Here is a 24,117-nt window from a genome sequence, read left to right as displayed (position 1 = left end):
GGGCTGCGAGGTCGTGGTCAGTCTTCGGGCTGTGACTGTTCAGTTCGTCTGGCGGGTGAGCGTCAGGATCGGCGGACGTCGTGCCCAGCGCCTCGGCCCTCTCCGGACAGCCGATATCTCTGGTTCTTCTGGACCGATGCCCTCTGGCCGCGACCAGCCTGAGGGCATCGGCCCAGTTGCGCGGGTGGGCGGTGTGTCAGGTGGTGATGGTGGCGACGGGTTCGAGGCCGTAGGTTCGGGCGTAGCCGTTCTCGGTGCCGACGAGGAGGTCGACGACCTCGAAGTAACGGTCCCAGAACGGGGTTTCGCGCAGTGCGTCGATGAGGAGCTGGTAGGCGTGGTGGTCTTCGGCTTCCCACACCCAGACGTCGGTGACGCGCGCGGAGTAGAACTCCGTGTCGTAGAAGCATGACCGGACGCCGGTGGTCTTGGCCTCGATGGCCGGCAGGACCTGGGTGGTGAAGGCGTCCACGCGTTCCTGGACGGTCAGGGCGAGCCACTCGGGTGTGGTCTTGACCAGCATGAACGCCGTGACCGGTGGTTCGGTCTTTTCAGCGGGCATCAGGGTGCCTCCAAAGTGGCAGGTGGCCTTGGTTCGCCGGGCTCCATGTGTTCCGGCGCTGGGTGCTGGACTTCAGGAGAGGACGGCAGGCTTGAGGGTCTGGGCGCACCACTGCTCGAAGCTGGTAGGGGAGGTGGTGTCCGGGGTGCGGGCGATGCCGGCGTCGAGGCCCTCGTCCTTGGCCCGCTTCATGTCGACCATGCCCTGGACGAATGCCTCGTTGAGGCCGTGGCCGACGAGGGTGGTGTACAGCTCGTCGAGCGGCTGGCGTTCGTAGCGGACGGGGCGGCCGAGCTGTTCGGTCATGATGCGGGCCAGGTCGTTGGGGGACAGGTCCTGCGGCCCGAGGACCGGGACGCTGTCGGTGCCGGTCCACGAGCGGTCCAGCAGCAGGCCGGCGGCGACGGCCGCGATGTCGGCGACGGCGACGAAGGGGGCCTTGCGGTCGGCGTCGACGGAGTCGGTGAAGACGCCCTTCTCGCGGATCGAGTCGGACTCCTCCAGGAGGTTCTCGAAGAAGGACGGGTTGGCCAGGGCCCGGTAGGCGACGCCGGTGTCGGCGATGAGGTCGTCCATGGCGAGGGAGGCGGTGACGAGGCCGGCCCGGTCGGCGAGCGGGGTGCCGCGGCCGAGCGCGGAGACGCCGACGACATGGCCGACACCGTGGGCGGCGAGCGCCTTGACGGCGGGGCGGGTGAAACCGCTGTAGGCGTCATGCGGGGTCAGGGAGGCGTCCGGGGGGACGAGCCAGAAGACGGCGTCCGCGCCCTCGAAGGCCCGGTCGAGCACCTCGGCTTCTGCGTGCGAGCCGGCGACCACCTCGACGCGTCCGCGTGCCGCGTCCGGAAGCCGGGCGGGATCGCGCACGATCACGCGCAGTTCCTCGCCCGCGGCGGGGGCGTACTCCAGGAGCCGGGAGAGCAGGTGACGGCCGATGTTCCCGGTGGGAGCAGTAATGACGATCATGAAAAACCTCGTAGGTCGTGCTGGTTCGGTACGCCCCTCATCCTGCTGAGGATCTCCGTGCTGCCACAATGGGAACTTCAGCACGGAATCATTGACTGAAATGGAATAATGCTGGTGAGCAGCCCGGATCCGGTCATCGACGCCAACCTCGCCATCGCGCTGGATGCTCTGCTGGCCGAGCACAGCGTGACCCGCGCCGCCGCACGTCTGCAGACCTCGCCCGCCGCCATGAGCCGCACCCTCGCCCGTCTGCGCCGCATCCTCCAGGACCCCCTCCTGGTCCGGGCCGGACAGACCATGGTTCCCACCCCACGCGCCCAGGCCCTGCGCGAGGAAGCCGCCACAGTGGTACGCAGCCTCGGAGCGCTGCTCAGCCCCGGCGCGAGCGTCGACCCCGCCAGCCTCCGCAGCACCTTCACCCTCCAAGCCGCCGACCTGGTCGGCGCGGCACTGGCCCCCGGACTGCTGCGACTGGCCCAGCGGGAGGCGCCGGGGGTCTCGTTCCGGATCCGGGCCGAAGAACTGGAGGCCGGACCCGCCCTGCGCGACGGCCGGATCGACCTGGAGATCGGATCCATCGACCACGTGGACCCCGAAACCCAGGTCGAAGAACTGGTCAGCCTCCGAATGGTGGCGGCCGTCCGGCCCGGCCATCCGCTCACCGAAGGGCCGCTGACCCCAGCCCGGCTCGCTGCCGCCCAACACGTCGCGGTCAGCCGCCGCGGCCGGTTCACCGGCCCCCTCGACCCCGCCCTGGCCGAGCAGGACCTCCACCGGCGGGTCAGTGTCGTCCTCCCCAGCCACCTGGCCGCGATGATCCTCGCCACCCGCAGCGACATCGTCTGCCTCGTACCCGCCGCACCCCCCGGCGCCGCCCCCTCGCCCCTCACCCACGACGCCGGCGCCCTCGGACTGCACCTCCTCGACATCCCCCTGGAACTGCCACCACTGACCATCGGCATGGCCTGGCACCCCCGACACACGGCCGACGGAGCCCACCGCTGGCTCCGCGACGCCGTCCGCCGGACTCTCTGCACACCGACAGCGGCTTCTGAGATCACCGTGGCGGACGCGAGCGATCCCGAGTAGTACGACAGATCAGGAGGTTCGGGCTGTACTCGAAGCGGCTTCGGGATCAGTCAGAGGGGGTGCTCTGGCGGTTCCAGGCCCGTGGCCGTGTCGTCCGATCCCGTCACGCATATTCATCAAATGTCGGGCAAAGTCTGACTGGCACCCGGGGCATTGTGCGCGACCCGCTTTAAAGATCTGGGCACGTTTACCGCCTTGGTGAGCGCGGTTCTGCTACTCTGCGCCGCTTTTCCGCTCAGGACGGGTTTTCGGTGAAAGCCCTACCGTGTAGGGCGACCTTGACATGGGATTGAGGCGGAGGTTACCTGAAGTATGCCTAGATCGCCGCAGGCCGGCGATGGCTCTGCGGTGCCAAAGGCCGGAAAAGATCGAATGAGATCTCTGACCGGGGGACGCCTATGGCAACGTACGAGTATCACTGCCCCGATTGCGGGCGGTTCGATGTGCATCTACCGATAGGGACTGCCACGCCGGTATGCGACTGCCCCGCGTGCCATGGCCCGTCCCGTCGAGTCTTCTCCTCGCCCTATCTCAGCCGGGTGCCCGCGGCGGTGGCTGCTGGACTCGCCCGTGAGGAGCGGAGCCAGGAAGCGCCTGAAGTGGTCACCGACCTGCCACCCAGGCGGCGCCGTCGGCGGCCGCACCCGGCGCTGGCACGCCTGCCCCGGCCCTGACCAACAGAATCTCTGACCAACAAACAGTGCGGCCACGTGCGCGCGAACCGGTCACGCACGCGGCTCCGCCGGTCCGGACGCGGCGACAGTCACGCGGACCGCCCGGCGTGAGTGATGCCGCCACACCACAACACCAGGAGGTGCGTCGCTCATGGGAGCGGTCGGACTTCTTTACGTCGGCGCAGTGCTCTTCATCAACGGAATGATGCTTCTGAAGATGGTCGAACCACGCGCGGCGGCCATCTTGAACCTCTTCGTCGGGGCCTTGCAGGTGATCACGCCGACCGTGCTGATCATCACCAATCCAGGGAACCCGGCCCAGATCCTCGGTGCGTCAGGCATCTACCTCTTCGGTTTCACCTACCTGTACGTCGGGATCAACCTGCTGGGCGGTTTCGACTCCACGGGAGTCGGCTACTTCTCCTTGTTCGTGGCCGTCATGGCGCTCGGATACTCGTACGCGAACTTCCGGCTCCTGGGCGACCCCGCGTTCGGCGTCATCTGGCTCTACTGGGCCTATCTGTGGTTCCTGTTCTTCGTGCTCCTGGGTTTGAAGCATGAGCAGATCACCAGGTACACGGGCTGGGTCACGGCGATCCAGGGGTGGATCACGGCGGCGATCCCCGCCTTCATGGTCCTGACCGGGTACTGGCAGAACACGAACCTCATCGCCCTCGTCCTCGCGGTGTTCGGCCTGGTGGTCTTCATCGGGCTGTGGCCATTGACGCGAGGGAGCAAACCCGCCGCGGCGGCACCGAGCTCGAGCGACGAGGCGCTGGGCGGGACGCATCGCCCCCGCTGGACTTGAACAGGAGCGGCCCGCGAATCCGGAGGAGGTGGTCGGCGCCTACATGCCTGACGGCACATTTTCACAAGAAAGGCATTCATCATGCCAAACGTCGTCTTCAGCATCGATCAATCGATGTCTATGCGCGACCAGAAGATACCCGGGCATAACCGATGGCACCCAGATATTCCAGTAGCCGACATGGTTCGCCCAGGGGATGAGTTCCGAGTCGAATGCAGGGAATGGACCGACGCGCAGATCGGTAACAACGATTCCGCGAACGACGTACGCGACGTCGATCTGAGCGTCGCCCACGTCCTGAGCGGACCGATCGGGGTGGACGGAGCCGAACCCGGCGACCTCCTGGTGGTCGACATTCTCGACCTCGGCGCGGTCCCGCAGCAGGTCGGGGACGCGCCAGGACAGGGATGGGGATACACCGGCGTGTTCGCCAAGGCGAACGGCGGCGGATTCCTGACCGACTACTTCCCTGACGCGTACAAGGCGATCTGGGACTTCCATGGCCAGGTGGCCACATCTCGCCACCTGCCTGGCGTCCGGTACACCGGTATCACCCACCCAGGGCTGTTCGGCACCGCGCCGTCAGCCGAGCTGCTCGCGGCGTGGAATCGCCGGGAGCAGGCTCTCATCGACACCGATCCGCAACGGGTCCCGCCGCTCGGCCTGCCGCCGTTGACTGAGAACGTCATCGCCGGTACGGCAAGCGGCGAGGTGGCGCAGCGGGTCGGGAGCGAGGGCGCCCGCACGGTTCCCGCGCGGGAGAACGGCGGCAACCACGACATCAAGAACTTCACTCGAGGAGCCAGGGTCTTCTACCCGGTTCACGTCAAGGACGCGAAGCTTTCCGGAGGTGACCTGCACTTCAGCCAGGGCGACGGCGAGATCACCTTCTGCGGCGCGATCGAGATGGGCGGATACATCGACTTCCACGTCGACCTCATCAAGGGCGGCATGGAGAAGTACGGCATCTCCACCAACCCGGTCTTCATGCCAGGAAACGTCGAGCCCCGCTACTCCGAGTTCCTCTCGTTCATCGGGATCTCGGTGGACCACGACACCGACACCAACTACTACCTCGACGCCACGGTGGCCTACCGCAGGGCCTGCCTCAACGCCGTCGAGTACCTCAAGAGGTGGGGCTACAGCGGAGAACAGGCCTACCTGCTCCTCGGCTCGGCCCCGATCGAAGGGCGCGTCAGCGGGATCGTCGACATCCCCAACGCCTGCTGCTCGCTCTACCTCCCCACGGCGATCTTCGACTTCGACGTACGGCCGAACCCCGAAGGACCGGTCAGGAAGGAGCGCGGGCAGTGTGCCGTGACGAGCTGACGGTCACAGCGTGATCCAGGCGCCGGCGGCGCATGAGGACGAGAGCGGCCACCGCGCATCGGCTGATTGGGGACGAACGCCGATCGCGCGGTGGCCGCGATCGCGCCCGCATCGGTAATATTTTGCCCTTTTTATCCCCAAGAGCCTTTCTCCGCGCGAGCGTGCGGCCGACTGGGCCGGGGCGCCTTCCGCAGCAGGCTGGAGGCCGTTTTCCAAGGTCTCGCCGCGAGCTGTTCGACGGTTGTCAATGGTCAACTCGGCTCATTGAGTAGAAAAATACGCAAAAATACGGTTATCCTCACGTGTAGCCGCAAACCCTGACATGTCCACCGAAAGCGGAGCAAATCCCGAACGGGTGTGCGCGCCTGCCACTTCGAAGGGTTGATCAATGAACAACGACGCCGTGTGGGTCCGAAGCGTGACGGGCATCCAGATGCACCACACCACAGACCTCCAGGACGCCAGCCGATTCCTCGGCAACGCGGTGATGGCCCTGCGGGCCGCGCACGTACGAACCGGCGACGACAGGTACTCCGACCTCGCCGCCCAGCTCAAGACCATGGTGGCCGAAACACGGACGCTGGAGACCCAGGCCAGGGACCGCATGCACGGGCTGCACTCGGCCGACCCCGAGCAGTTCGTCCGCTGCCGCGAAGGCGAAGAGCCGTGGCCCGACGAGATCCAGGCGGGATTCGTTCCGCGCCACACCTGCAACGACCGGTGCCTGTACCACGACCACGACGTCCTCAACGCCATCATGCAGTGCATCTGCGGGCGTCCCCCGTGCCGCGCGTGCGCCATCGCCGGTACGCCATGAGGCGCACCGGCCGTCGGCGCACGACGGTCGCTGCTCCTCTGCCGGCCTGAGTGTCCGAACACGGCACCTTCCTTCGCGGAGCCGTGACAGAGGCGGCGGTCAGCTCCTGACGAAGGCGAGCAGGTCGGCGTCGAAGGCGTCCTTGAACGCGCCGACGAGGCCGTGCGGGGCCCCGGAGTAGACCTTGAGGGTCGCGTCCTTGACCAGCTCGGCGGACTTCAGCGCCGAATCGGCGATGGGGACGATCTGGTCGTCGTCGCCGTGAGCGATGAGGGTGGGCACGTCGATGCGCTTGAGATCCTCGGTGAAGTCGGTCTCGGAGAACTGCTTGATGCAGTCCAGCGCGGGCTTGAGCCCCGCCTGCATGCTCATCAGCCAGAAGGCGTCACGCGTGCCCTGCGAGACGGCCGAGCCCGGCCGGTTGGCGCCGTAGAAGCTCTCGCTCAGATCCCGGTAGAACTGGGAACGGTCGGCGGCGACGCCGGCACGGATACCGTCGAACACCTCGATCGGCAGTCCCTCGGGGTTGGCGTCGGTCCTGAGCATCAGCGGCGGGACGGCGCCGAGCAGCACGGCCTTGGCGACACGGGAGGTGCCGTGCCTGCCGATGTAGCGGGCCACCTCGCCGCCGCCGGTGGAGTGGCCCACCAGGACGACGTCGCGCAGGTCAAGCGTCTCCAGCAACTGGGCGAGATCGTCGGCGTAGGTGTCCATGTCGTTGCCGTCCCCGGTCTGGGCGGAACGGCCGTGCCCGCGGCGGTCGTGGGCGATCGCGCGGAAGCCCTCGCCGGCGAGCAGGTTGAGCTGGTCGTCCCATGCGTCGGCGTTGAGCGGCCAGCCGTGGCTGAACACGACGGGGCGGCCGCTGCCCCAGTCCTTGTAGAAGATCTCGGTACCGTCGGTGGTGGTGAAATATGTCATGGTCATTCCCCTTGGATGGCTGTGGTCTCCACCCAACTCGGTGGGGGACGCGCTGACATCGCGCGAATGAGCCAATTCCGCCCGCGCCTTCGTCCACCACGTCCGATGGCTCAAGAGCTCCTGAGCCTTCGCGACCGGCCCGCGGCACCGCTGCCCACCTGCCCCGTCGCCGGTCGCCCGCGTCTTGGAGCGGGTGCGGTGGGCGGATCCGTCGACGCCAAGCCGTATCCGGTCGCCCCTCAACCTTTGACAAAGCATCAGCACCCGCAGATTGGCGTGCACATCGCGGTGGAATGATGCCGAATGCACCTTTTGGGCAGCCGACATCCAGGAGGCCGTCCGGCACGTCCAGGCCACCACCGCGGTCCGGTAGCGGCGACGCGGTCTCACACCAAGGTCCGCACGCGAACGAGCTCCCGCCCGAGTCCCGCGTCCCGCCCGCCCGCCCGCGGTACCGGCGGGAATGGCGGCCTCCGGCGACGTCGGCGCTGCCTGCGGCCTGATCACGATCCGACCGATCACGGAGGGCTCGACGTGCGCGAGTGGAACGCGATATTCCGGGGCGGGCCGCGGGTGTTCCTGGCCGCGTGCCTGCTGCTGGCGTGCGGGGCCTGCTCCTCGGGGCGCGGTCCCGAGCAGTGGGACCGCGGGGGGCTGGTGGACGGGCAGGTCGGCATGCTGCGGCTGGTCCACGTGCACATCCTGGCCCCGCCCATGGACAAGCAGAAGGCGGGCGACGACCTCGGCCTCTACCTGACCCTGGTCAACAACGGCGACAGGGAGCAGGTGCTCGACGGAGCCAGCACGGTGCACGCCGACAAGGTCGTCTACCGGGAGGGGGCCGCGCCCGCTGATCAGGCCATCCACGTGGCGGTCCCGCCCCGCGGCACGATCAGTCTCCAACAGGGACACGACAGGCCGCACCTCGAGCTGGTCGGCATTCACCGCCCGATGGGGGCCACCCCCGTCGACGTCACCTTCCGCTCCCCGACCGCGGGCACACTGACGCTCCGCATCCCCGTCCTCCCGCTGTCGCGGGGAGCGGGCAACCCATCTCCTTCACGGTGACGACCCGGATTGGGGGCGTTGTGAGCATGAGATACGGAGTCCACTCCGAGGTGGGCACGCTTCGACAGGTGATCGTGCACCGGCCCGATCTCAGCCTGAAGCGGCTCACGCCGACGAACAAGGATGACCTGCTGTACGACGACGTGCTGTGGGTCGGCCGCGCCCAGATCGAGCACGACGCGTTCGTGGAGATGATGCGTGGCCGCGGCATCGAGGTGTTCTACCACCAGAAGTTGCTCGCGGAGGCGCTGGAGGCCGCCCCCGACGCCAAGAGGCACATCGTGGAGCGCATGGTCACCCACCTGACCGTGGGGCCGGTGCTGGTCGACGAGGTCCGTGACGAACTGGCCTCCTGGAGCGGGGACAAGCTTGCCGAGCATCTGATCGGCGGGCTGACCAAGGAGGAGTTCCTGGCCGACGTCCAGGCAGGCAGGGAAGGCTTCGACGTCCGCTCGCTGGTGACCGCGATGGCCGCCACGGGGTCGTTCATCCTGCCGCCGCTGCCGAACTCGCTGTACCAGCGCGACCCGTCGGCCTGGCTGTACGGCGGGGTGTCGCTCAACCCGCTCTTCTACCACGCCCGCCGACTGGAGACGGTCAACCAGAGCATCGTCTACCACTTCCATCCGATGTTCGCCGATGAAGGCTTCGCCTACTGGTACCCGCCGATGGGTGACGACGGCGGGTTTGACGAGGAGGACTTCGGCCGTGCTTCGCTGGAGGGCGGCGACATGATGCCCATCGGCAAGGGCACGGTGGCCATCGGGGTGAGCGAGCGCACCAGCCCGATCATGGTCGAGCATCTGGCGCTGGAGTTGTTCGCCGCCGGGGCGGCGACCAGGGTACTGGCGGTCGGCATTCCGCCGCATCGCTCCTACATGCATCTCGACACCGTGTTCACGCTGCTGGATGTCGACAAGGCCACCGGCTATCCGCCGGTGGTGGAGAACGCGGCGGTGTACTCGCTGCGGCCGGGCGACAAGGAAGGGACGCTCGACGTGCACAGGGAGCCGAACCTGGCCGCGGCCTTCGAGGACGCCCTGGGGATCGGCAAGCTCGACATCATCCCGACCGGCGGGGACGACTACCAGCGCGCCAGGGAGCAGTGGGACAGCGGCAGCAACTTCGTCGCTCTGGAGCCGGGGGTCGTGGTCGGCTACCACAAGAACGAGTTCACCAACAGGAAGCTGCGCGAGCATGGCGTGGACGTCATCGAGATCGAGGGATTCGAGCTGGGCAAGGGCCGCGGTGGAGGGCACTGCATGACCTGCCCCATCCTGCGCGACCCGATCTGACCCGGTCGTCGCCCTTTGCCTCGCCCGCCTCGACCAGTGATGGGAGGGGCCGGGCGGTCGTGCTCAGGTGAAGTAGCGCAGCCAGATGTAGATCCACGCCATGAACGTGCTCAGTACGGTCACCACGATCCCGTACTTGGTGAACTGCCAGAAGCCGATGCTGTGGCCGGTTCGCGAGGCGATGCCGATGGCGACGACGTTGGCGCTGGCCGCCACCGCGGTGCCGTTGCCGCCGAAGTCCGCCCCGAGGGCGAAGGCCCACCACAGCGCCTGGCCGGTCCGCGGATCCGGGGTCGTCGCGACCACGCCCTCCACGACGGGCGCCATGGTGGCGACGTAGGGGATGTTGTCGAAGAAGGCGCCCAGCACGCTGGAGCCGAACAGCAGCGCCGTCGCCGCGAGGAAGTAGTCATCGCCGAACGCGGCCACCGTCCACGCGCCGACCGTGGAGATGACGCCGGTGTGCACCAGTCCGGCGACCATGACGAACAGACCCATGAAGAAGACCAGAGTCGGCCACTCGACCTCGTGCAGGATCTCCGAGACGTCGGCGCGGGAGACCAGGAGCATGACACCCGCACCCACCATGGCGACGATCGAGGGCTCGACGTGCAGCACGGCGTGCAGGCCGAAGCCGGCGACGACGCAGGCGAGCACGGCCATGCACCGCGCCAGCAGCCGGGGGTCGGTGATGGCGCGCCGTTCCTGCAATGCCGTCACGGCGGCGACGTGTTCGGGCTCGTACCGGAACGAGCCGCGGAACAGGACCCGCGTGAACAGCACGAACACCGCGAAGATGACCACCACCACCGGAGCCATGTGCGCGAGGAAGTCGTTGAAGGTCAGCCCTGCGCGGCTGCCGATGATGATGTTGGGCGGGTCGCCGATGAGTGTCGCCGCCCCGCCGATGTTGGAGGCGAGGACCTCGGCGATCAGGTACGGCTGCGCGGGGATGCGCAGCCGGTTGCACACCACCACGGTGACGGGCGCGACGAGCATGATCGTGGTGACGTTGTCCAAGAACGGCGAGGCGATGGCGGTGATGACCATCAACATCACCATGAGCCGGTACGGCTCGCCCTTCGACCTCTTGGCCGCCCAGATGGCGAGATAGTCGAAGACTCCCGTCTGCTTGACCACACCGACGATGATCATCATGCCCAGCAGGAGGAAGATGACGTTCCAGTCGATGCCCTCGTGCTCGGAGAAGAACACCCGGGCGCCGGGTACCAGGCCGAGCACGGCCATGGCGCCCGCGGCGACGAGCACGACCCTGACCTTGTTCGCCTTCTCCGTGGCGATGAGCGCGATCGTCGAGGTCCCGCGCCCATGGCCGGCACCGGCCGGTCGCCGTGCCCCGGGGCGTCGACGGCCGTCCCCTGCGGGCGCCCCTTCGGCCGGATCAGGCGAGCGTCTCCACGTACGCGGCGGCCTCCTCCATGAGAGCGCGCCAGGTGTCCTCGTCGAGCTCGGGTATCTCCACCCACTCCCGCATGCGCCTGGTGCCCATCTCCACCGCGTGCGCGGTGCCGACGGCCACGAGAGCGGCGGCCCGCTCCTGCGGCAGCTTGACCACCAGCCGTTCGCGCATGGAGATGAAGGCGAACGTCCTGCCGTTGATCTTCAGGCCGTCGTTGCGCAGCATGCGCCCGATGCTCACCTCAGGCCTGGTCAGATGCTCGGCGACGAGGTCCGCGTACAGTGCCTTTCCCTCGGTCATCCGAGGCCCCTTCCTCCATCCGGAAACGCCGGCCCTCAGAGTCGCACACGGCACCGACAGTTCCTCGCCCTCCGCCTGGCCGGCGGACCACCGCGCCGAACATCGCCAAGCCGACCGGCGAGATTCGGCCGCCGGATCTCCCGGCGGCCGCGACGCGCCCCGCTCGACGTCCGGGCGAGCAGGACGCGCGGGCGCCGGTCAGAGCCGCATCATGCCGTGGAAGCCCGGAGGGCGCTCTCGCGCCTGCCTCTTGCCGCCTCCGCGCAGGGGATCGCCTGCTGGTCGAGAACGCTCGCCTCGATCCGGGTCGGGCTGCTGGAGGTCAGGTGGGACCGCCCCTTCTCGTTACGGCCAGCGCGGGTCGGTGCCGGTACACCATCTGACGCCGGGGATCGGCTCGTAGTCGCCGCCGTAGGACACCGAAGTCGCCGGGATCCAGCCCCATCCGTTGTACTCGTGCTCCGTGGTGTCCCCCTGCGTGTACAGCCAGATGTCGTTCCTGCCGCCGCCGAGTTGGTCGTTCTCGTCTCCCTTGCGCTGGCAGACCACCCAGTTGTTCCCGGGGAAGAGGTAGCCGGTCGTGTCCCCGTTTCTCGCGGGCAACTCCCTGACCCGGGTCTGCACCCAGGTGGGGCAGACACTGGTCGAGTAGGTCCTGCCGTTCGGGATGGTGACGGTGGGGCCACCCCAGCAGCTCGCGCTCCGGGCGGCGGCAGGGGCCGTTGCGACGGCTCCGAGGGCGGCCACCAGGCCGATGACGGTGAGCGGTACGCGCAGGGCGTTGCTTCCTTTGAAGATCACGTCGTGAAACGCTAGGGAGGCGTGTTGGGCCGGCGTTGGGGCGCGGTTGGCCCACGAGGGCGCGTTTCTCGTGAAGCGGCGGGCGGAGGCCGGAGAAACCGGCGCTCTGGTCTCAGGTGGGACCCAAGGCGATCCGGATCCTCGAAGAGGAGCTCGCGGCCAGGGGTCTCGCCTTCGCCGGTTCATGAAGCCCGGACACCGTGCCAAGGCCGTGACCTGGATCAGTCGAGGACTTTGATCTTCTTCATGGTCGGCTGGGAGATCACCCTGGCCACACCGGGAATGCCGATGATCTTCCCGGTCTGGAACGCCTCGTAGGCGGCGTAGTCGGCGACGAGGACGCGCAGGTGGTAGTCGGGGGTGGCGAACAGGCGGCGGAACTCGACGACCTCGTCGTAGGCGGCGATCGTCCTCTCCAACTCCTCCAAGGTCTTCAGATCGCTCACACTGACCTCGATGGAGACGATGACCTCCAGCCCGCCGCCGAGGGCCTCGTGGTCGACGGTCGCCCGGTAGCCGGTGATGATCCCCGCCTCCTCCAGACGCTTCACCCGGCGCAGGCACGGCGGCGGGGTGAGCCCCACGCGCCTGGCGAGTTCGACGTTGGTCAACCGGCCGTCCTGCTGCAGATGAAACAAAATTTCCATGTCGAGGGCATCAAGTGCATGTTCATTGCTCACCTGGCGATTCTAGCGTCAGAATTGGAAACCAAATAAGGACAATTCCGGCCTAGAATTACTCCGACTCAACCCGCGCCCCGACTCCGAGCGGCCAGCCGGAACGTGGCATCGTCCGATGAGAGGGTGAAGCTCGTGACGAACCGTGCCGCGCAGGTCGAGGCCTGGCTGGACGAACGCGCAGAGGAGATGGCGCAGCTCCTCGAACGTCTTGTGGCCGTCGACTCCGAGAACCCGCCAGGGCGCGCGCTCGGCCGCTGCGCGCAGGTCCTGCGCGAGGCGATGGACCGCCTCGGCCTGTCTCCGGAGATCATCGACATCGTCGACGCACCTGGTGAGCTCGACGACCCGTGCGTCGTCCGCGGCACCGCAGGCGACGGTGACAAGCTCGTCTACTTCCACGGTCACTTCGACGTGGTGCCCGCCCAGAACCGCGGGCAGTTCACGGCCGTTCGCCGCGACGGAAAGATCATCGGCAGGGGCGCGGCGGACATGAAGGGCGGGATCGTCAGCATGCTCTACGGAGCCGCCGCCGCCCACCAGCTCGGACTGCTCGGCGACGGACGGATCGTCGTGCACCTGGTGTGCGACGAGGAGACCGGCAGCGTCGTCGGCGCGGGGCACCTGCGCGCCGCACAGCTGATCGATCCGGCCGCGCTGGCCATGGTCACCGCGGAACCCAGCGGTGGCGGCATCTGGCACGCCGCCCGCGGCGCCGTCTCCGTCCGTGTCGACATCCGGGGCCGCGAGGCCCACGTCGGCCAGGCGAACCTCGGCGTGAACGCCTTCCAGCACATGCTGCACATCGCCCGCCCCGTCGAGCGGTACGCCGCCGAGATGGCGGAGCGGCACACCGGGTTCCCGATGGCCGCCGACGACGCCCGCGGCACCATGGTCGTCGTCGGCGGACTGTCCGGCGGCGGCTCCAACTTCAACGTCGTGCCAGGCTCGGCCTTCTTCACCGTCGACGGCCGCTACAACCCAGAAGAGGATCTCGAGGGCGAGCTCAAGCGCCTGACCGGCCTCATCGAGGACGCCGCCCGCGAGATCGGCGCCGACGTGTCGGTCCAGACGACGCAGCTGCAGCCGTCCGCCGGCACCGAGCAGGACCACCCGGCGGCCGTCGCGCTCGCCCGGGTCGTCGGCGACGTCCACGGCGCACCGGCCCGGTTCGAGATGTGCGCAGGCATTCTCGAGATCCGCTGGTACGCACAGCTCGGCATCCCTTCCTTCGGGTACGGCGCGGGCCGCCTGGACGTCTCACACGGCCCCGACGAGTACGTCGACGAGGCCGCCATGCGCCGCTGCGCCGCCGTGTACGCCCTCTACGCGAGCGACATGCTGTCGTGACCCATGTGGTCGGCGCGGCCGTACCGCCCACCCGGGGAGGACGGCCGTCCACGAACCGAATCCTTCCGGTCATGGCCGGGTCGCCGATCCGCACCGCTCCTTCCTTGACCTTCACATGGATGTGACCCCTTAGCGTCCCAGTGTCGCTGATGTCGCAAGAGAGGAGACAGCAGTGTCCGGACCATTGATCATCGGGGCGGGCGCGGTGATCCGACAGGCTGTGGCCCGCCGGTTCGGCCGAGAGGGGCTGCCGGTCGCTCTGATCGCGCGTCACATCCGGAGGTTGCGCGCTGCCGTCGAGGCGATCTCGCCCAGCGGCGTGGACGTTGTCATGGTGGCGGCCGACAGCGCCGACGAGGCCGAGTCGCATGCCGCAGACGACATGGCCGAGCACGACCGGCGGCCGCACACGGAGCCGCCCCAGCAGCGGGAGCGGGAGGCTCTGCACGCGGGCGGGCCCCGATGACCGGCCCCGACGCCACAGGCGTCCTCACCGGCTTGCTCCATGCCTGGCAGCGGGCCTTCAACGCACACCACCCGACCGAGATCGTCCTGCTGTTCAGCCAGGACGCGCTCTTCCAGGGCATCAGTCCACGGCTGCGGCGCGGCCGAGAGGAAATCTTCGAGTACTACGACAGGATCGCCCACGGCACGACCGCGGAAGCCAAGCTGTTGTCCGCCGCCCTGCTGGGCCAGGCGATCGTGCACGGGTTCGCGGAGGTGACCTTCACCGCGCCCACCGATGACATCCACCGGATACGCCTGTCCATCGTGGCCGAACAGGCAGAGGAGGCCTGGCTCATCCACCAGTACCACGCCGCCACCCACCATGACTCAGGGTCATCACCGCCTGGCGACACGGGTTCGCCCGCGAAGGTTCAGTGACGACCGGACCGCGATCATCGTCCCTGGAACCCAGGGATCCCGCCCACCCCGGCAGCGCGGACGACCACGTCGAAAGCCCCGTGGTCGCATGCCGATCGGGGCTGTGACGAGACCTCTACCGGCATCCGACTGCTCGGGCCGGAGGGGACGGGCTGCGAACCGCTGGGAGATCCGCGACGACATGACCGCCTCGTCGTCGGCGAGGTCAACCAGCAGGCGCTGTTCCGCAGGGTGGCCGCCGTCGTCCACCACGGCGGCGCGGGCACCACGACGACGGCCGCCCTGGCCGGCGCGCCGCAGGTCGTGGTCCCCCAGATGGCGGACCAGCCGTACTGGGCCTGCCGGGTGGCCGAGCTGGGCATCGGCGCGGCACACGACGGTCCGACTCCGAGCGCCGAGTCCCTGTCGGGCGCGCTCAGGACGGCCCTGACCCCCGCGACCCGCGCACGAGCGGCCGCCGTGGCCGGCACGATCCGCGTCGACGGAGCCACGGTGGCCGCGACGCTGCTGGTCGACGCGATCAGCCGCACGGGCGTCGACGTCGGCCGCGTCGCCCCGGCCGTACGGGTGCCGCCCGGCCGCGATCGTCCGGCCGCGAGCAGGAGCGGCGTTCGATCACGCCGAAATAGGCTGGGAGTATGATCGCCGACTTCTGGTTCGACCCGTCGTGCCCCTACACGTGGAACGCCTCCCGCTGGCTGCTCGAGGTGACCCAGGTCCGCCCGGTCACCGTGCGGTGGCAGATCCTCAGCCTGTCCGCCCTCAACGAGCACCTCGACGAGGATCCGGAAGGCGACACCGAGGGCTACCTGTGGTTTCCTGCCAGGGTCTGCGCGGCCGTCGAGAGTCGGTACGGCAAGGCCGCGCTCGGTGAGTTCTACAGCGCGTACGGCAGGCGGGAGGACTGGGACTTCGCCGCAGCTCTGAAGGAGGCGGGGCTGGCTCCCGAGCTGGCCGAGGTGGTGACCGGCGAAGACTACGACGACGAGTTGCGCGCTTCGACCGCTCGGGGCGTCGCGCTGGTGGGGGGCCGCGTCGGCACGCCGATCGTCGCGGCGGGCGGTATCGCGTTCTTCGGGCCGGTGATCTCGCAGGTGCCTCGTGGCGAGCGGGCCGGCTTGTTGTGGGACGGGCTGCTGGCGGTGGCCGGCACGCCGGGGTTCCACGAGGTGAAAGGACCACCCGCTCCCGAGATCGTGAACTGAACCGTCACACCGCGACCTCATCGGGGGCGAACGCCTGCACGGGGGGCTCGTCCTCGTCGAACACGATGACCTGCCGTACGGCCTTGCCGTCGGCGAGCTGGTCCATCGCCTCGTTCACCGCGGAGAGCCCGATCCTGGACGTCACCAGCGCGTCGACAGGCAGCCTGCCTTCGCGCCACATCTGGGCGAAGACGGGGATGTCACGGGCGGGGACCGCTGAACCGAGATAGCTCCCGACGATGGTTCGTCCTTCCGCCACGAGCGCGAGCGGCGAGATCGACGATCGGGCGTCGGGCGCCGGAAGGCCCACGGTGATCGTGCGGCCACCGGGAGCGGTCGCGGTGACCGCGCTCTCGAAGGCGCGAGCGTTCCCGGCGGCTTCGATGACGACCGGCGCCTTGATCTTGAGCTCGGTGACCTCGGCGGGGGTGTAGGCGGCGTGGGCGCCCAGCTCCCGCGCGGTGACGAGCTTGTCCGGGTTGCCGTCGACGCCGATGACCGTGACGCCCTTCAGGGCAAGGGCGGTGATGAGCGCGGCCATGCCGACTCCGCCGAGCCCGACGACCATCACCGTCTGGCCTGCGGCGGGTTCGCCGACGTTGATCACCGCGCCGCCGCCGGTGAGCACGGCGCAGCCGAGGACCGCGGCGACCTCGGGAGGGACATCGTCGCCCACCGGGACGACCGAGTGCCGGTCCACGACCGCGTGGGTGGCGAAGGCCGAGACCCCGAGATGGTGCAGCACCCTGACACCGTCGCGGCGCAGGCGAACGCCGCCGGTCAGCAGCGTTCCCTCGTTGTTGCTGGCGCTCCCTCGGACGCAGGGCGTCACACCGTCGGTGGCGCAGCCGTCGCACGTGCCGCAGCGGGGTAGGAAGGCCATGACGACCCGCTGCCCGACCGCGATGTCATCGACACCGACGCCGACCTGCTGCACCACGCCGGCCGCCTCGTGTCCCAGGAGCATGGGCAGGGGCCGCACCCTGTTCCCGTCGACGACCGACAGGTCGGAGTGGCACACACCGGCGGCCTCGACCCTGATGAGGAGCTCGCCCGGGCCGGGCGGGTCCAGTTCGAGCTCGCAGATCGACAGCGGACGGGATTCGGCGTACGGGCGTGCCCGGCCGATCTCATCGAGGACGGCTCCGCGGATTCTCATCACATCACCTCTCTGGATCCCAGGTTGTCTTCGCGATCGGTTCGGCGGGCGGGTACCGGTACGGCCGGAGCCGCGGCCGGACGTCGGGCGACCGGCCGCCCCACAGAGCACCGGCCGATCCGCTGCTCACGCCGTGGCGGCCCGGTGATTGGCGAGCAGGACACCGGCGCCGCCGAGGACGAGCCCGGTGACGGCGAGCGGATGCAGCGACTGGCCGATGAGGACCCAGGCCAGCACCGCCGTCACCGAGGGCGTCAGGAAGAACACCGTACTCACCCGGCTTGCTGACGAGCGGAGCAGCATCTTGTTGAGCAGGATGAACGCCGCGATGGAGTTGACCAGCACCATCCAGGCCACGGACGCGCCGAAAGCCGCCCAGTCCGACACCCGTGGGGTCTCGACCGCCAGGCAGACCAGCCCGACCGCGGGGGCGCTGACGAGAAGCTGCACCGCGGTCCCGGTACGCACGTCCATGCCGGGGACGAACCGCTTCTGGTAGAGGGTGCCGGCGCTCAACCCGAGCAACCCGACCAGGCACAGCACCACACCCCAGGCGGACAGGCTCACCCGGTCGGCCACCGCGAGGACGACACCGGTCGCGCCGAGGGCGAAGCCGAGCCCCTGCCGCCGGGTGACCGTCTCGCCGAGCAGCCGCATGGCCAGCACGATGACGACGGGGCTGAGCCCCTGGACGAGGGAGACGACCGCGGCGGGAAAGCCCATGCCGAGCGCGGTGTAGAAGCTGCCGAACTGCACGGCCTGGATCAGCAGGCCGGAGACGGCGATGTGCGCCGCCGCCCGGCCGCGCGGCCAGGGCGCGCGGGTGATCAGGGCGTAGCCGGCGAGCAGTACCCCAGCCAGGGCGAAGCGCGCGAACATCAGCAGCAGCGGGGGAGCGGCCGCGACCCCGGGGATCCCGGCGATGAAGGCGCTGCTCCACAGCACGACGAACACGGCGGGCGCGACCGGCGTCAGCCGCTCTTTCGCGCCCCTCCTGCCCGTCGGGCCGCGGCCCGACGGGCGAGCCGCAGCCGACGGTGGCCCAGACGGCCCAGACGGCCCAGACGGCTCAGATGGCCCAGAGGGCTCAGATGGCCCAGACGGCCCAGGCTGCCCAGGTGGCCCAGGCTGCCCCGCCGGTCCGGGACGCTCAGAGAGCCCAGGTGGCGCACCGGACGGCGGCCCGGGTGAAGGTCCGGACAGGCCCGGGGTGACCGGCGTCAAGGAGTCGTCCTTCCATGAGACCCACCCGTGAGGACACACGCGGCGGCTGAGGGTTGGCTGGCCGGCGCCTGGCATCCAGGCACGTCGAAGCAGACGTGTGGCGCGGTGGCACAGCGACAGATGGTTCAGGAGGCGCGCAGGGCCGACCGGCGCAACTCCCACAGGTCCTTGTCCGAGGTGCAGACCCCGGCGGCGCCGTGGCGGAGCGCCTCGACCACGTCCGCCTCACCCTGGACGAACCCTGCGGCCAGGTACGGCACCCCCAGGTCCCTGGCCTGCTGCTCCACGTAGCGCAGCACGACCGCGGGCATGAGCTGGACCAGGTCAGGACGGGATCGGGTGATGGCCTGGATGCTCCGGTGCAGGTTGGAGCGGTCGGTCACGAACACCTTCTGCATGGCGAGCAGGCCGAGGCTGCCGGCCCGCTCGATGATCGCCGCCCGGGTGGAGCAGATCCCGATCGCCCCGATCCCCTTGAGGTAGGTCAGGGCGCCGGGGTCGTGGCCCAGACCGGGGGTCGAGTCCATGTTGACGAACACGATCTTGCCCGCGGCGAGGGTCCGCTGGACGGTCGCCTCCAGATCGCCGAGCGGGACCGAGGCGAGGATGCCGAGCGGCGTGGAGGTGGAGGTGAACCTGTCCGCCATCTCCACGCCGACCAGCGACGCCATCACGGGGTGTTCCGCGAGCGAGGTCAGCAGGCGCCGGTCAACAGGACGTTTCGGACGAGAGTTCACCGGTCCACCTTATGCGTCAGCCCTGCTCGGATGTGTCGGCCTGGAATCGGCTGGGCAGCCCCAGCTTCCCCGGGTTCATGATTCCCTCGGGGTCGAGGGCCTGCTTGAGCGCCAACAGGGTGCCGAAGCCGCTGCCCAGCGAGCGTTCGACGTACGGCGAGCGCAGCAGTCCGACGCCGTGGTGGTGGCTGATCGCGGCGCCGTGCCGGATGAGCACGTCGTTGGCGGCGTCCCATGCGGCCTGGTACCACTCGCGACGGCGAGCCCGTTCCACGTCGCCGCGCAGGGAGAAGTACAGGCAGGCGCCGTCGGTGTAGGCGTGGGACTGGTGCGCGGAGGCGCGCAGCGTGCCGGGGACCGCCTCGATGGCCGTCACCACCTCGTCGTAGATCACCGGCAGCGACGACCACGGCGCGGCGATCTCGCAGGTGTCGGCGACGAAGCCGGGGCCCTTGGCGAAGCCGTCGCCGGACTTGCCCACGATCATCCGCTCGTCCAGCCAGCGGGCGAGGATCGCGTCGCCGTCGAGCGTCACCGCCGCCCGCTCCGCGCAGACCTTCTCGACCACCGCCATGGTCGCATCCACCAGCGCGGGGTCTCCCTCGTCGGCGATGAGCAGCAGGTTGGTGTCCCGCTCGCCGAAGTGGGTGCCGCTCTCGTGGGCGTCGTACAGGCGCAGCACCGCCGGGGTGGCGCCCCGCTGGAGGATCTCCCTGCAGGCGTCGAGCCCCGCGGCGAACGTGTCGAAGCCGTACGCGAGCCCCACCGCGTAGTCGGGCAGCCGGTGGGTGCGCAGCCGCAGCCTGGTGATCACGCCGAGCGTGCCCTCGGAGCCGATGAACAGCTGGCGCAGGTCCGGGCCGACGGCGGCCCGTGGGTAGGTGCCGTAGGTGGCGGTGCTCCCGTCGGGCAGCACCACGTCCAGCCCGACGACCATGTCCTCGATCTTCCCGTACCGGGTGGACAGCTGGCCGGCCCCCCGGCAGGCGGCCCAGCCGCCGACGGTCGAGATGGCGAAGGCGGACGGCCAGTGCCCGGTGGTGGCGCCGTACGTCTCCTGCAGCTCCCTTTCGAAAAGGTCGCCGAACATGCCGGCCTGCACCTCGACGATCATCGACTCGTCGTCGAAGGAGATGATCCGATTGAGCCGGCAGACGTCCAGCACGACCCCGCCGAACACCGGCAGGGCGGCGCCTAGGACGTTGCTGCGGCCGGCCGAGACCGTCAGCGGGATGCCGTGCGCGTGGCAGAGCCTGACGACCGCGGCCACCTGCTCCTCGTCCGCCGCCTCGACGATCACGGCGTCGGGGGTGGCGGGGTGGCCGTCCGTCTCGCCGATGGACGTGCCCGCCCACCAGTCGCGGGTGCGCACGATCACCTCGTCCCGCTCGGTGTGCACGGCGGCGGCGATCGCGCGCAGTTCGGCGACGACCGTCCCCGGAACCTCGACCACGGCGGTCTGCAGGCTGGCCCTCCCCGCGCCGGGCGGGCAGTCGGCGGCCCAGCGCGGAGGGGTGGGCGCGCCGACGACGTAGTCGCCCCGGTTGAACGGATGGGTGATGGTCTGCCTGCTGATCATGTAAGTGCCTCCATCAGTACGTTCTTCTCGCGGTCGATGTCAGAGAGGTACTCGTCGACCTGCCTGGCGACCTCCTCGTCGGACAGCCCGAGCTCCCTCTGGAGCAGCAGGCCGACCTCAGGGGCCGCCTTGACCGACAGGTCACGGGCGAACACCCGCATGCGGGTGCGGCGCGACAGCACGTCGTCGACGGTCCGCGCCAGCTCGCACCTGGCCGCGTAGACCACCTCGGCCCGCAGGTGGGCGGTGCCCTCGACGATCGGCTCGGCCAGCGAGGGGTCTTCGCTGAGGAGGTCGGTGACGAAGCGGGCCTCGGTTCCGTACCGCTGTCCCAGGTGGGCGCCGAGCCCTCCGGTGGCCGAGGTGGCCTCCGCGTCAAAGCCGGCGCCTCCCAGCAGGGGCAGGCGTGCCGTACGGCATCGGGCCCTGCGGCCGAGCACCTTCAGGGCCGCGTCGACGACCAGCTCGCCCATGTGACGGCTGGTGGTGAGCTTTCCGCCGGTGACGGTGACGAGCCCGTGCGCGTCGGTCGAGATGCGATGGTCGCGGCTCATGTCGAGCGTGGCCCCCTCCTTGCCGCCGACAAGGGGACGGAGCCCGGCGATCGAGCCGACCACGTCGTCGGGGCCGAGACCGGCGTCGAAGGCGGTGTTGGCCCCGTCGAGGAGGTACTGCATCTCCTCCCTGGTGCACAGCACGTCCTCCAGAGAGCCGTCGTAGTCGGTGTCGGTCGTCCCGACCACGACCACGTCCCCCCAGCGGGTGCAGGTCGCGCGGCGGGCCCGGCCGGGGATGGGCACGGTCACGGTGCCGTCGACGGGCAGCCGGGTCCACGGCACCACGATGTGCACCCCCTTGGCGGGACGGATCCGGGGCCGGTGGCCGGGATCCGACAGGGCGTCGAGCGTGTCCGACCAGACGCCGGTGGCGTTGATCACGACGCCCGCCCGCACGTCGATCTCCCTGCCGTCGACCTCGACGGTCGCGCCGCGCACCTTGCCGCCCTCGCGCACGAGGCCTCGGCAGGCGGCGCCGTTGAGGACGGTGGCCCCGAAGTGCGCCGCGGTACGGGCGATCGTCAGGGTCAGGCGCGCGTCGTCGGTGCGGCTGTCGTAGTAGAGCAGCCCGCCCTTGAGCTGCTCGGCGCGCAGCCGGGGGGCGCGGGCGAGGACTTCGGGAACGCTGAGCCGCTGGTGCAGCCTGCCGATGCGCCAGCCTCCCGCGAGGTCGTACGTCCACAGCAGGCCCTCGAAGGCCTTGGCGATGCGCGCGTCGAAGACGCCGTCCTGGGCGAGCACGGGGAAGACGAACGGCAGCCGCTGCACCAGGTGTGGCGCGTTGTGACGGAACCGCTGCCGCTCCAGCAGCGAACGCCGGACCAGTGGCAGGTTCCCCTGCTCGATGTACCGCAGGCCGCCGTGCACCATCTTCGACGACTTCGACGACGTGCCTGACGCGAAGTCGTCTCGTTCCACCAGCGCCACGGTCAGGCCGCGGGTGACGGCGTCGAGCGCGGTGTAGCAGCCGGTGATGCCACCGCCGACGACCAGCACGTCCACGGGCCGGGAGGCGAGCCGTTCGATCTGCTCCCTGCGGTCGAGTGCGAGCGCGGTACGGCGGATGGCGCTCTTCGCCTCTGACCTCGCCTTGCGTTCGGGAAGCCGGATCACGACGTTGATTCCTCCTGTGCGTCGGGTTTGGGCCCTCGCGAGCCCGGTCCTGGTGGCCGGGCGCCGGGCCCGGCGGTGATGATGTGGCGGGCCAGCAGGTCGCGCCATGCGGCGCGGGCCTCCAGGCGCTCGGCCTCGGAAAGGGTGGGTTCGAACACGGGGGCCGCCTGGAGTCCGGCGACGGCCGCCGAAACACTCGGCCACAGACCGGCCCGTACGCCACCGAGGTAGGCGACTCCGCGGAGGCTGGCGGTCTCGTGGCCGAGGGCACGCCGTACCGGCCGGCCGATCAGATCCGCCTGGGCGGACATCAGCACGTCGCTGCTGGCCAGCCCGCCTCCGCAGAACAGGTCGGTGACCTGCCTGCCCATGACCTCCTCCACGCCTTCCAGCAGGTCGCACACCGAGTGCGCGAAGCCGTCGAGGACGCCGCGGGCCAGTTCCGCCCGGGTCGTGGACAGGCTGAGCCCGGCGAGCACCCCGGTGGCCTCCGGCGACCAGGCCGGTGTCCGCAGTCCCGCCAGGGCGGGCAGGAACATCACCCGGCTCGGGCCGGTGTGCTCGCGGGCGAGTGCGGCCAGCTGAGCCGGCGAGTCGAACAGCCCGATCTCCTCGCACAGCCACCGCATCGCCGACCCGGTCGTCGAGGCGTAGCCCTCCAAGCTGAACACGGACGTGCCCCGCGATCGCCAGCCGACGAGCGTGAGCACTCCTGGCACCTGGCGCCGGTGGACGGGCGGCCGGTCGCCCGCGACGGCGTCGAGGAACGTGCCGGTCCCGTGGACGGTCGTGGCCTGGCCCGGCCGGTGAGCACCGAGCGCGATCATCGCCGCGTGCTGGTCACCCATGACGGACAGGATGGGCAGCCGCACGCCGAGAACGGCCGGGTCGGTGGCGCCGAAGTCGCCGTCGTCGTCGACGATCTCCGGCAGCACGTCGCGCGGGCAGCCGAGAAATTCGACCCACGGCTCGTGCCAGTCGCCCGTCCGCAGATCGTAGGCGCCCGCGGCCACGGCGTTCGTGGCCGACATGACATGCCGGGCACCACCGGTGAGCTTCCAGACCAGCCAGGTGTCGACCGAGCCGAAGGCCAGCCTGCCCTCGTCGCGAGCCCTGCGGGCGGCCGCGTTGCCGGCGACCTCCTCAGCCGCCCAGAGCAGCGGCGCCCGGGAGCCGACCGGCCGGCCGGTGTGCTCCACCAGGCGCGCGTCCCACTCCGGCTCCCACTCCCGCAGCCGGGCGGCGTACCGGCGGTCCTGCCACACCACGGCCTGGCTCAGGGGGCATCCGGTCACCGTGTCCCACAGCAGCACCGTCGCGCGCTGGGTGGAGATCGACACTCCGGTGATCTCCACCCGGTGCGCGGCCGCCCAGTCCAGCGCCTGACGGCAGACCTCGACGGTGTTCGCCCAGATCTCCGTAGCGTCCTGCTCGACCCGCAGATGGTCGGGCGAGCGGACGGACAGGGGCAGGTACGCGGGTGGTGCGGCGCCGCCGTCGTCGAGGACGACGGCGGCCCGGGTGCCCGTGGTGCCCTCATCGATGCTGAGTACGCCTCGGCGGCGTTCCCTTGTCATCCGC

25 protein-coding genes are annotated in these 24,117 nt (G+C 69.7%); 12 read left to right on the top strand and 13 right to left on the bottom strand.

The window, feature by feature from the left end; all coding sequences use genetic code 11:
- Window positions 1–196: 196 nt before the first annotated feature.
- Entirely contained in the window at window positions 197–562 is a 366-nt protein-coding gene (locus AC3EO4_RS32410; RefSeq protein ID WP_379567944.1) for a darcynin family protein, read from the bottom strand.
- Window positions 563–634: 72 nt separating this feature from the next.
- Window positions 635–1,528: an NAD(P)H-binding protein gene (locus tag AC3EO4_RS32405; RefSeq protein ID WP_431899155.1), complete on the bottom strand. Its 894-nt coding sequence runs from the start codon at window positions 1,526–1,528 to the stop codon at window positions 635–637.
- Window positions 1,529–1,642: 114 nt separating this feature from the next.
- Here AC3EO4_RS32405 and AC3EO4_RS32400 point away from each other — a divergent pair, with 114 nt between their 5' ends.
- From AC3EO4_RS32400 to AC3EO4_RS32380, 5 genes are all read left to right on the top strand, one after another.
- Window positions 1,643–2,617, top strand: a complete 975-nt coding sequence (locus AC3EO4_RS32400) for a LysR family transcriptional regulator (protein WP_431899154.1) — start codon at window positions 1,643–1,645, stop codon at window positions 2,615–2,617.
- A 398-nt stretch (window positions 2,618–3,015) separates the two neighbouring features.
- The gene (locus tag AC3EO4_RS32395; RefSeq protein WP_379567938.1) at window positions 3,016–3,291 is read left to right on the top strand and encodes an FmdB family zinc ribbon protein; all 276 of its coding nucleotides are present in this window, start codon (window positions 3,016–3,018) and stop codon (window positions 3,289–3,291) included.
- Between the two features lie 151 nt (window positions 3,292–3,442).
- A complete protein-coding gene (locus tag AC3EO4_RS32390; RefSeq protein WP_379567936.1) occupies window positions 3,443–4,099 on the top strand; it encodes an AmiS/UreI family transporter in 657 nt (218 codons plus the stop codon).
- Between the two features lie 81 nt (window positions 4,100–4,180).
- On the top strand, window positions 4,181–5,428 hold the full coding sequence (gene fmdA / locus AC3EO4_RS32385; protein ID WP_379567934.1) for a formamidase: 1,248 nt from the start codon (window positions 4,181–4,183) through the stop codon (window positions 5,426–5,428).
- 388 nt (window positions 5,429–5,816) lie between these two features.
- Window positions 5,817–6,245 (top strand): hypothetical protein, encoded by a 429-nt coding sequence (locus AC3EO4_RS32380; protein WP_379567932.1) that lies wholly within the window; start codon window positions 5,817–5,819, stop codon window positions 6,243–6,245.
- Between the two features lie 99 nt (window positions 6,246–6,344).
- Here the strand turns inward: AC3EO4_RS32380 and AC3EO4_RS32375 are convergent, their stop codons facing one another.
- A complete protein-coding gene (locus AC3EO4_RS32375; protein ID WP_431899151.1) occupies window positions 6,345–7,166 on the bottom strand; it encodes an alpha/beta fold hydrolase in 822 nt (273 codons plus the stop codon).
- A 534-nt stretch (window positions 7,167–7,700) separates the two neighbouring features.
- On the opposite strand from AC3EO4_RS32375, the gene AC3EO4_RS32370 reads away from it, so the two are divergent.
- A complete protein-coding gene (locus AC3EO4_RS32370) occupies window positions 7,701–8,234 on the top strand; it encodes a copper chaperone PCu(A)C domain-containing protein (RefSeq protein WP_431899150.1) in 534 nt (177 codons plus the stop codon).
- Between the two features lie 26 nt (window positions 8,235–8,260).
- Entirely contained in the window at window positions 8,261–9,529 is a 1,269-nt protein-coding gene (locus AC3EO4_RS32365) for an arginine deiminase (RefSeq protein ID WP_431899148.1), read from the top strand.
- Between the two features lie 63 nt (window positions 9,530–9,592).
- Here the strand turns inward: AC3EO4_RS32365 and AC3EO4_RS32360 are convergent, their stop codons facing one another.
- From AC3EO4_RS32360 to AC3EO4_RS32345, 4 genes are all read right to left on the bottom strand, one after another.
- A complete protein-coding gene (locus AC3EO4_RS32360; protein WP_431899166.1) occupies window positions 9,593–10,840 on the bottom strand; it encodes an ArsB/NhaD family transporter in 1,248 nt (415 codons plus the stop codon).
- A 91-nt stretch (window positions 10,841–10,931) separates the two neighbouring features.
- A complete protein-coding gene (locus tag AC3EO4_RS32355; protein WP_379567914.1) occupies window positions 10,932–11,249 on the bottom strand; it encodes a hypothetical protein in 318 nt (105 codons plus the stop codon).
- A gap of 345 nt (window positions 11,250–11,594) precedes the next feature.
- Window positions 11,595–12,050, bottom strand: coding sequence for a hypothetical protein (locus AC3EO4_RS32350; RefSeq protein ID WP_431899146.1), 456 nt, complete (start codon window positions 12,048–12,050; stop codon window positions 11,595–11,597).
- 221 nt (window positions 12,051–12,271) lie between these two features.
- The gene (locus tag AC3EO4_RS32345) at window positions 12,272–12,730 is read right to left on the bottom strand and encodes an Lrp/AsnC family transcriptional regulator (RefSeq protein WP_431899144.1); all 459 of its coding nucleotides are present in this window, start codon (window positions 12,728–12,730) and stop codon (window positions 12,272–12,274) included.
- A 132-nt stretch (window positions 12,731–12,862) separates the two neighbouring features.
- Here AC3EO4_RS32345 and AC3EO4_RS32340 point away from each other — a divergent pair, with 132 nt between their 5' ends.
- The 5 genes from AC3EO4_RS32340 (at window position 12,863) to AC3EO4_RS32320 (ending at window position 16,167) form a co-directional block, all read left to right on the top strand.
- Complete coding sequence (locus tag AC3EO4_RS32340) at window positions 12,863–14,077, top strand: M20/M25/M40 family metallo-hydrolase (protein ID WP_431899142.1); 1,215 nt, start codon at window positions 12,863–12,865, stop codon at window positions 14,075–14,077.
- Between the two features lie 172 nt (window positions 14,078–14,249).
- Window positions 14,250–14,543 carry an SDR family oxidoreductase gene (locus AC3EO4_RS32335; RefSeq protein WP_431899141.1) on the top strand — a complete coding sequence of 98 codons (294 nt, stop codon included), beginning with the start codon at window positions 14,250–14,252 and terminating at the stop codon, window positions 14,541–14,543.
- The gene (locus tag AC3EO4_RS32330; protein WP_431899140.1) at window positions 14,540–14,962 is read left to right on the top strand and encodes an SgcJ/EcaC family oxidoreductase; all 423 of its coding nucleotides are present in this window, start codon (window positions 14,540–14,542) and stop codon (window positions 14,960–14,962) included. The genes AC3EO4_RS32335 and AC3EO4_RS32330 overlap by 4 nt, the downstream gene beginning before the upstream one ends.
- A 36-nt stretch (window positions 14,963–14,998) precedes the next feature.
- Window positions 14,999–15,604, top strand: coding sequence for a glycosyltransferase (locus tag AC3EO4_RS32325; RefSeq protein ID WP_431899164.1), 606 nt, complete (start codon window positions 14,999–15,001; stop codon window positions 15,602–15,604).
- On the top strand, window positions 15,601–16,167 hold the full coding sequence (locus tag AC3EO4_RS32320) for a mycothiol-dependent nitroreductase Rv2466c family protein (RefSeq protein WP_431899138.1): 567 nt from the start codon (window positions 15,601–15,603) through the stop codon (window positions 16,165–16,167). Before AC3EO4_RS32325 ends, AC3EO4_RS32320 begins: the two co-directional genes overlap by 4 nt.
- Before the next feature lie 4 nt (window positions 16,168–16,171).
- Here the strand turns inward: AC3EO4_RS32320 and AC3EO4_RS32315 are convergent, their stop codons facing one another.
- From AC3EO4_RS32315 to AC3EO4_RS32290, 6 genes are all read right to left on the bottom strand, one after another.
- Window positions 16,172–17,326 carry an alcohol dehydrogenase catalytic domain-containing protein gene (locus tag AC3EO4_RS32315; protein ID WP_379567900.1) on the bottom strand — a complete coding sequence of 385 codons (1,155 nt, stop codon included), beginning with the start codon at window positions 17,324–17,326 and terminating at the stop codon, window positions 16,172–16,174.
- A 126-nt stretch (window positions 17,327–17,452) separates the two neighbouring features.
- Window positions 17,453–18,280, bottom strand: a complete 828-nt coding sequence (locus AC3EO4_RS32310) for a DMT family transporter (protein WP_379567898.1) — start codon at window positions 18,278–18,280, stop codon at window positions 17,453–17,455.
- Between the two features lie 395 nt (window positions 18,281–18,675).
- Window positions 18,676–19,287 (bottom strand): glycerol-3-phosphate responsive antiterminator, encoded by a 612-nt coding sequence (locus AC3EO4_RS32305; RefSeq protein WP_379567896.1) that lies wholly within the window; start codon window positions 19,285–19,287, stop codon window positions 18,676–18,678.
- A 16-nt stretch (window positions 19,288–19,303) separates the two neighbouring features.
- The gene (locus tag AC3EO4_RS32300; RefSeq protein ID WP_379567894.1) at window positions 19,304–20,866 is read right to left on the bottom strand and encodes an FAD-binding oxidoreductase; all 1,563 of its coding nucleotides are present in this window, start codon (window positions 20,864–20,866) and stop codon (window positions 19,304–19,306) included.
- A complete protein-coding gene (locus AC3EO4_RS32295) occupies window positions 20,863–22,536 on the bottom strand; it encodes a glycerol-3-phosphate dehydrogenase/oxidase (RefSeq protein ID WP_379567892.1) in 1,674 nt (557 codons plus the stop codon). The genes AC3EO4_RS32300 and AC3EO4_RS32295 overlap by 4 nt, the downstream gene beginning before the upstream one ends.
- The gene (locus AC3EO4_RS32290; protein WP_379567890.1) at window positions 22,533–24,113 is read right to left on the bottom strand and encodes an FGGY family carbohydrate kinase; all 1,581 of its coding nucleotides are present in this window, start codon (window positions 24,111–24,113) and stop codon (window positions 22,533–22,535) included. The genes AC3EO4_RS32295 and AC3EO4_RS32290 overlap by 4 nt, the downstream gene beginning before the upstream one ends.
- Between the last annotated feature and the right edge of the window lie 4 nt (window positions 24,114–24,117).

This window comes from Nonomuraea sp. bgisy101, from assembly GCF_057708945.1.
This window is presented reverse-complemented; position numbering and strand designations above follow the sequence as displayed.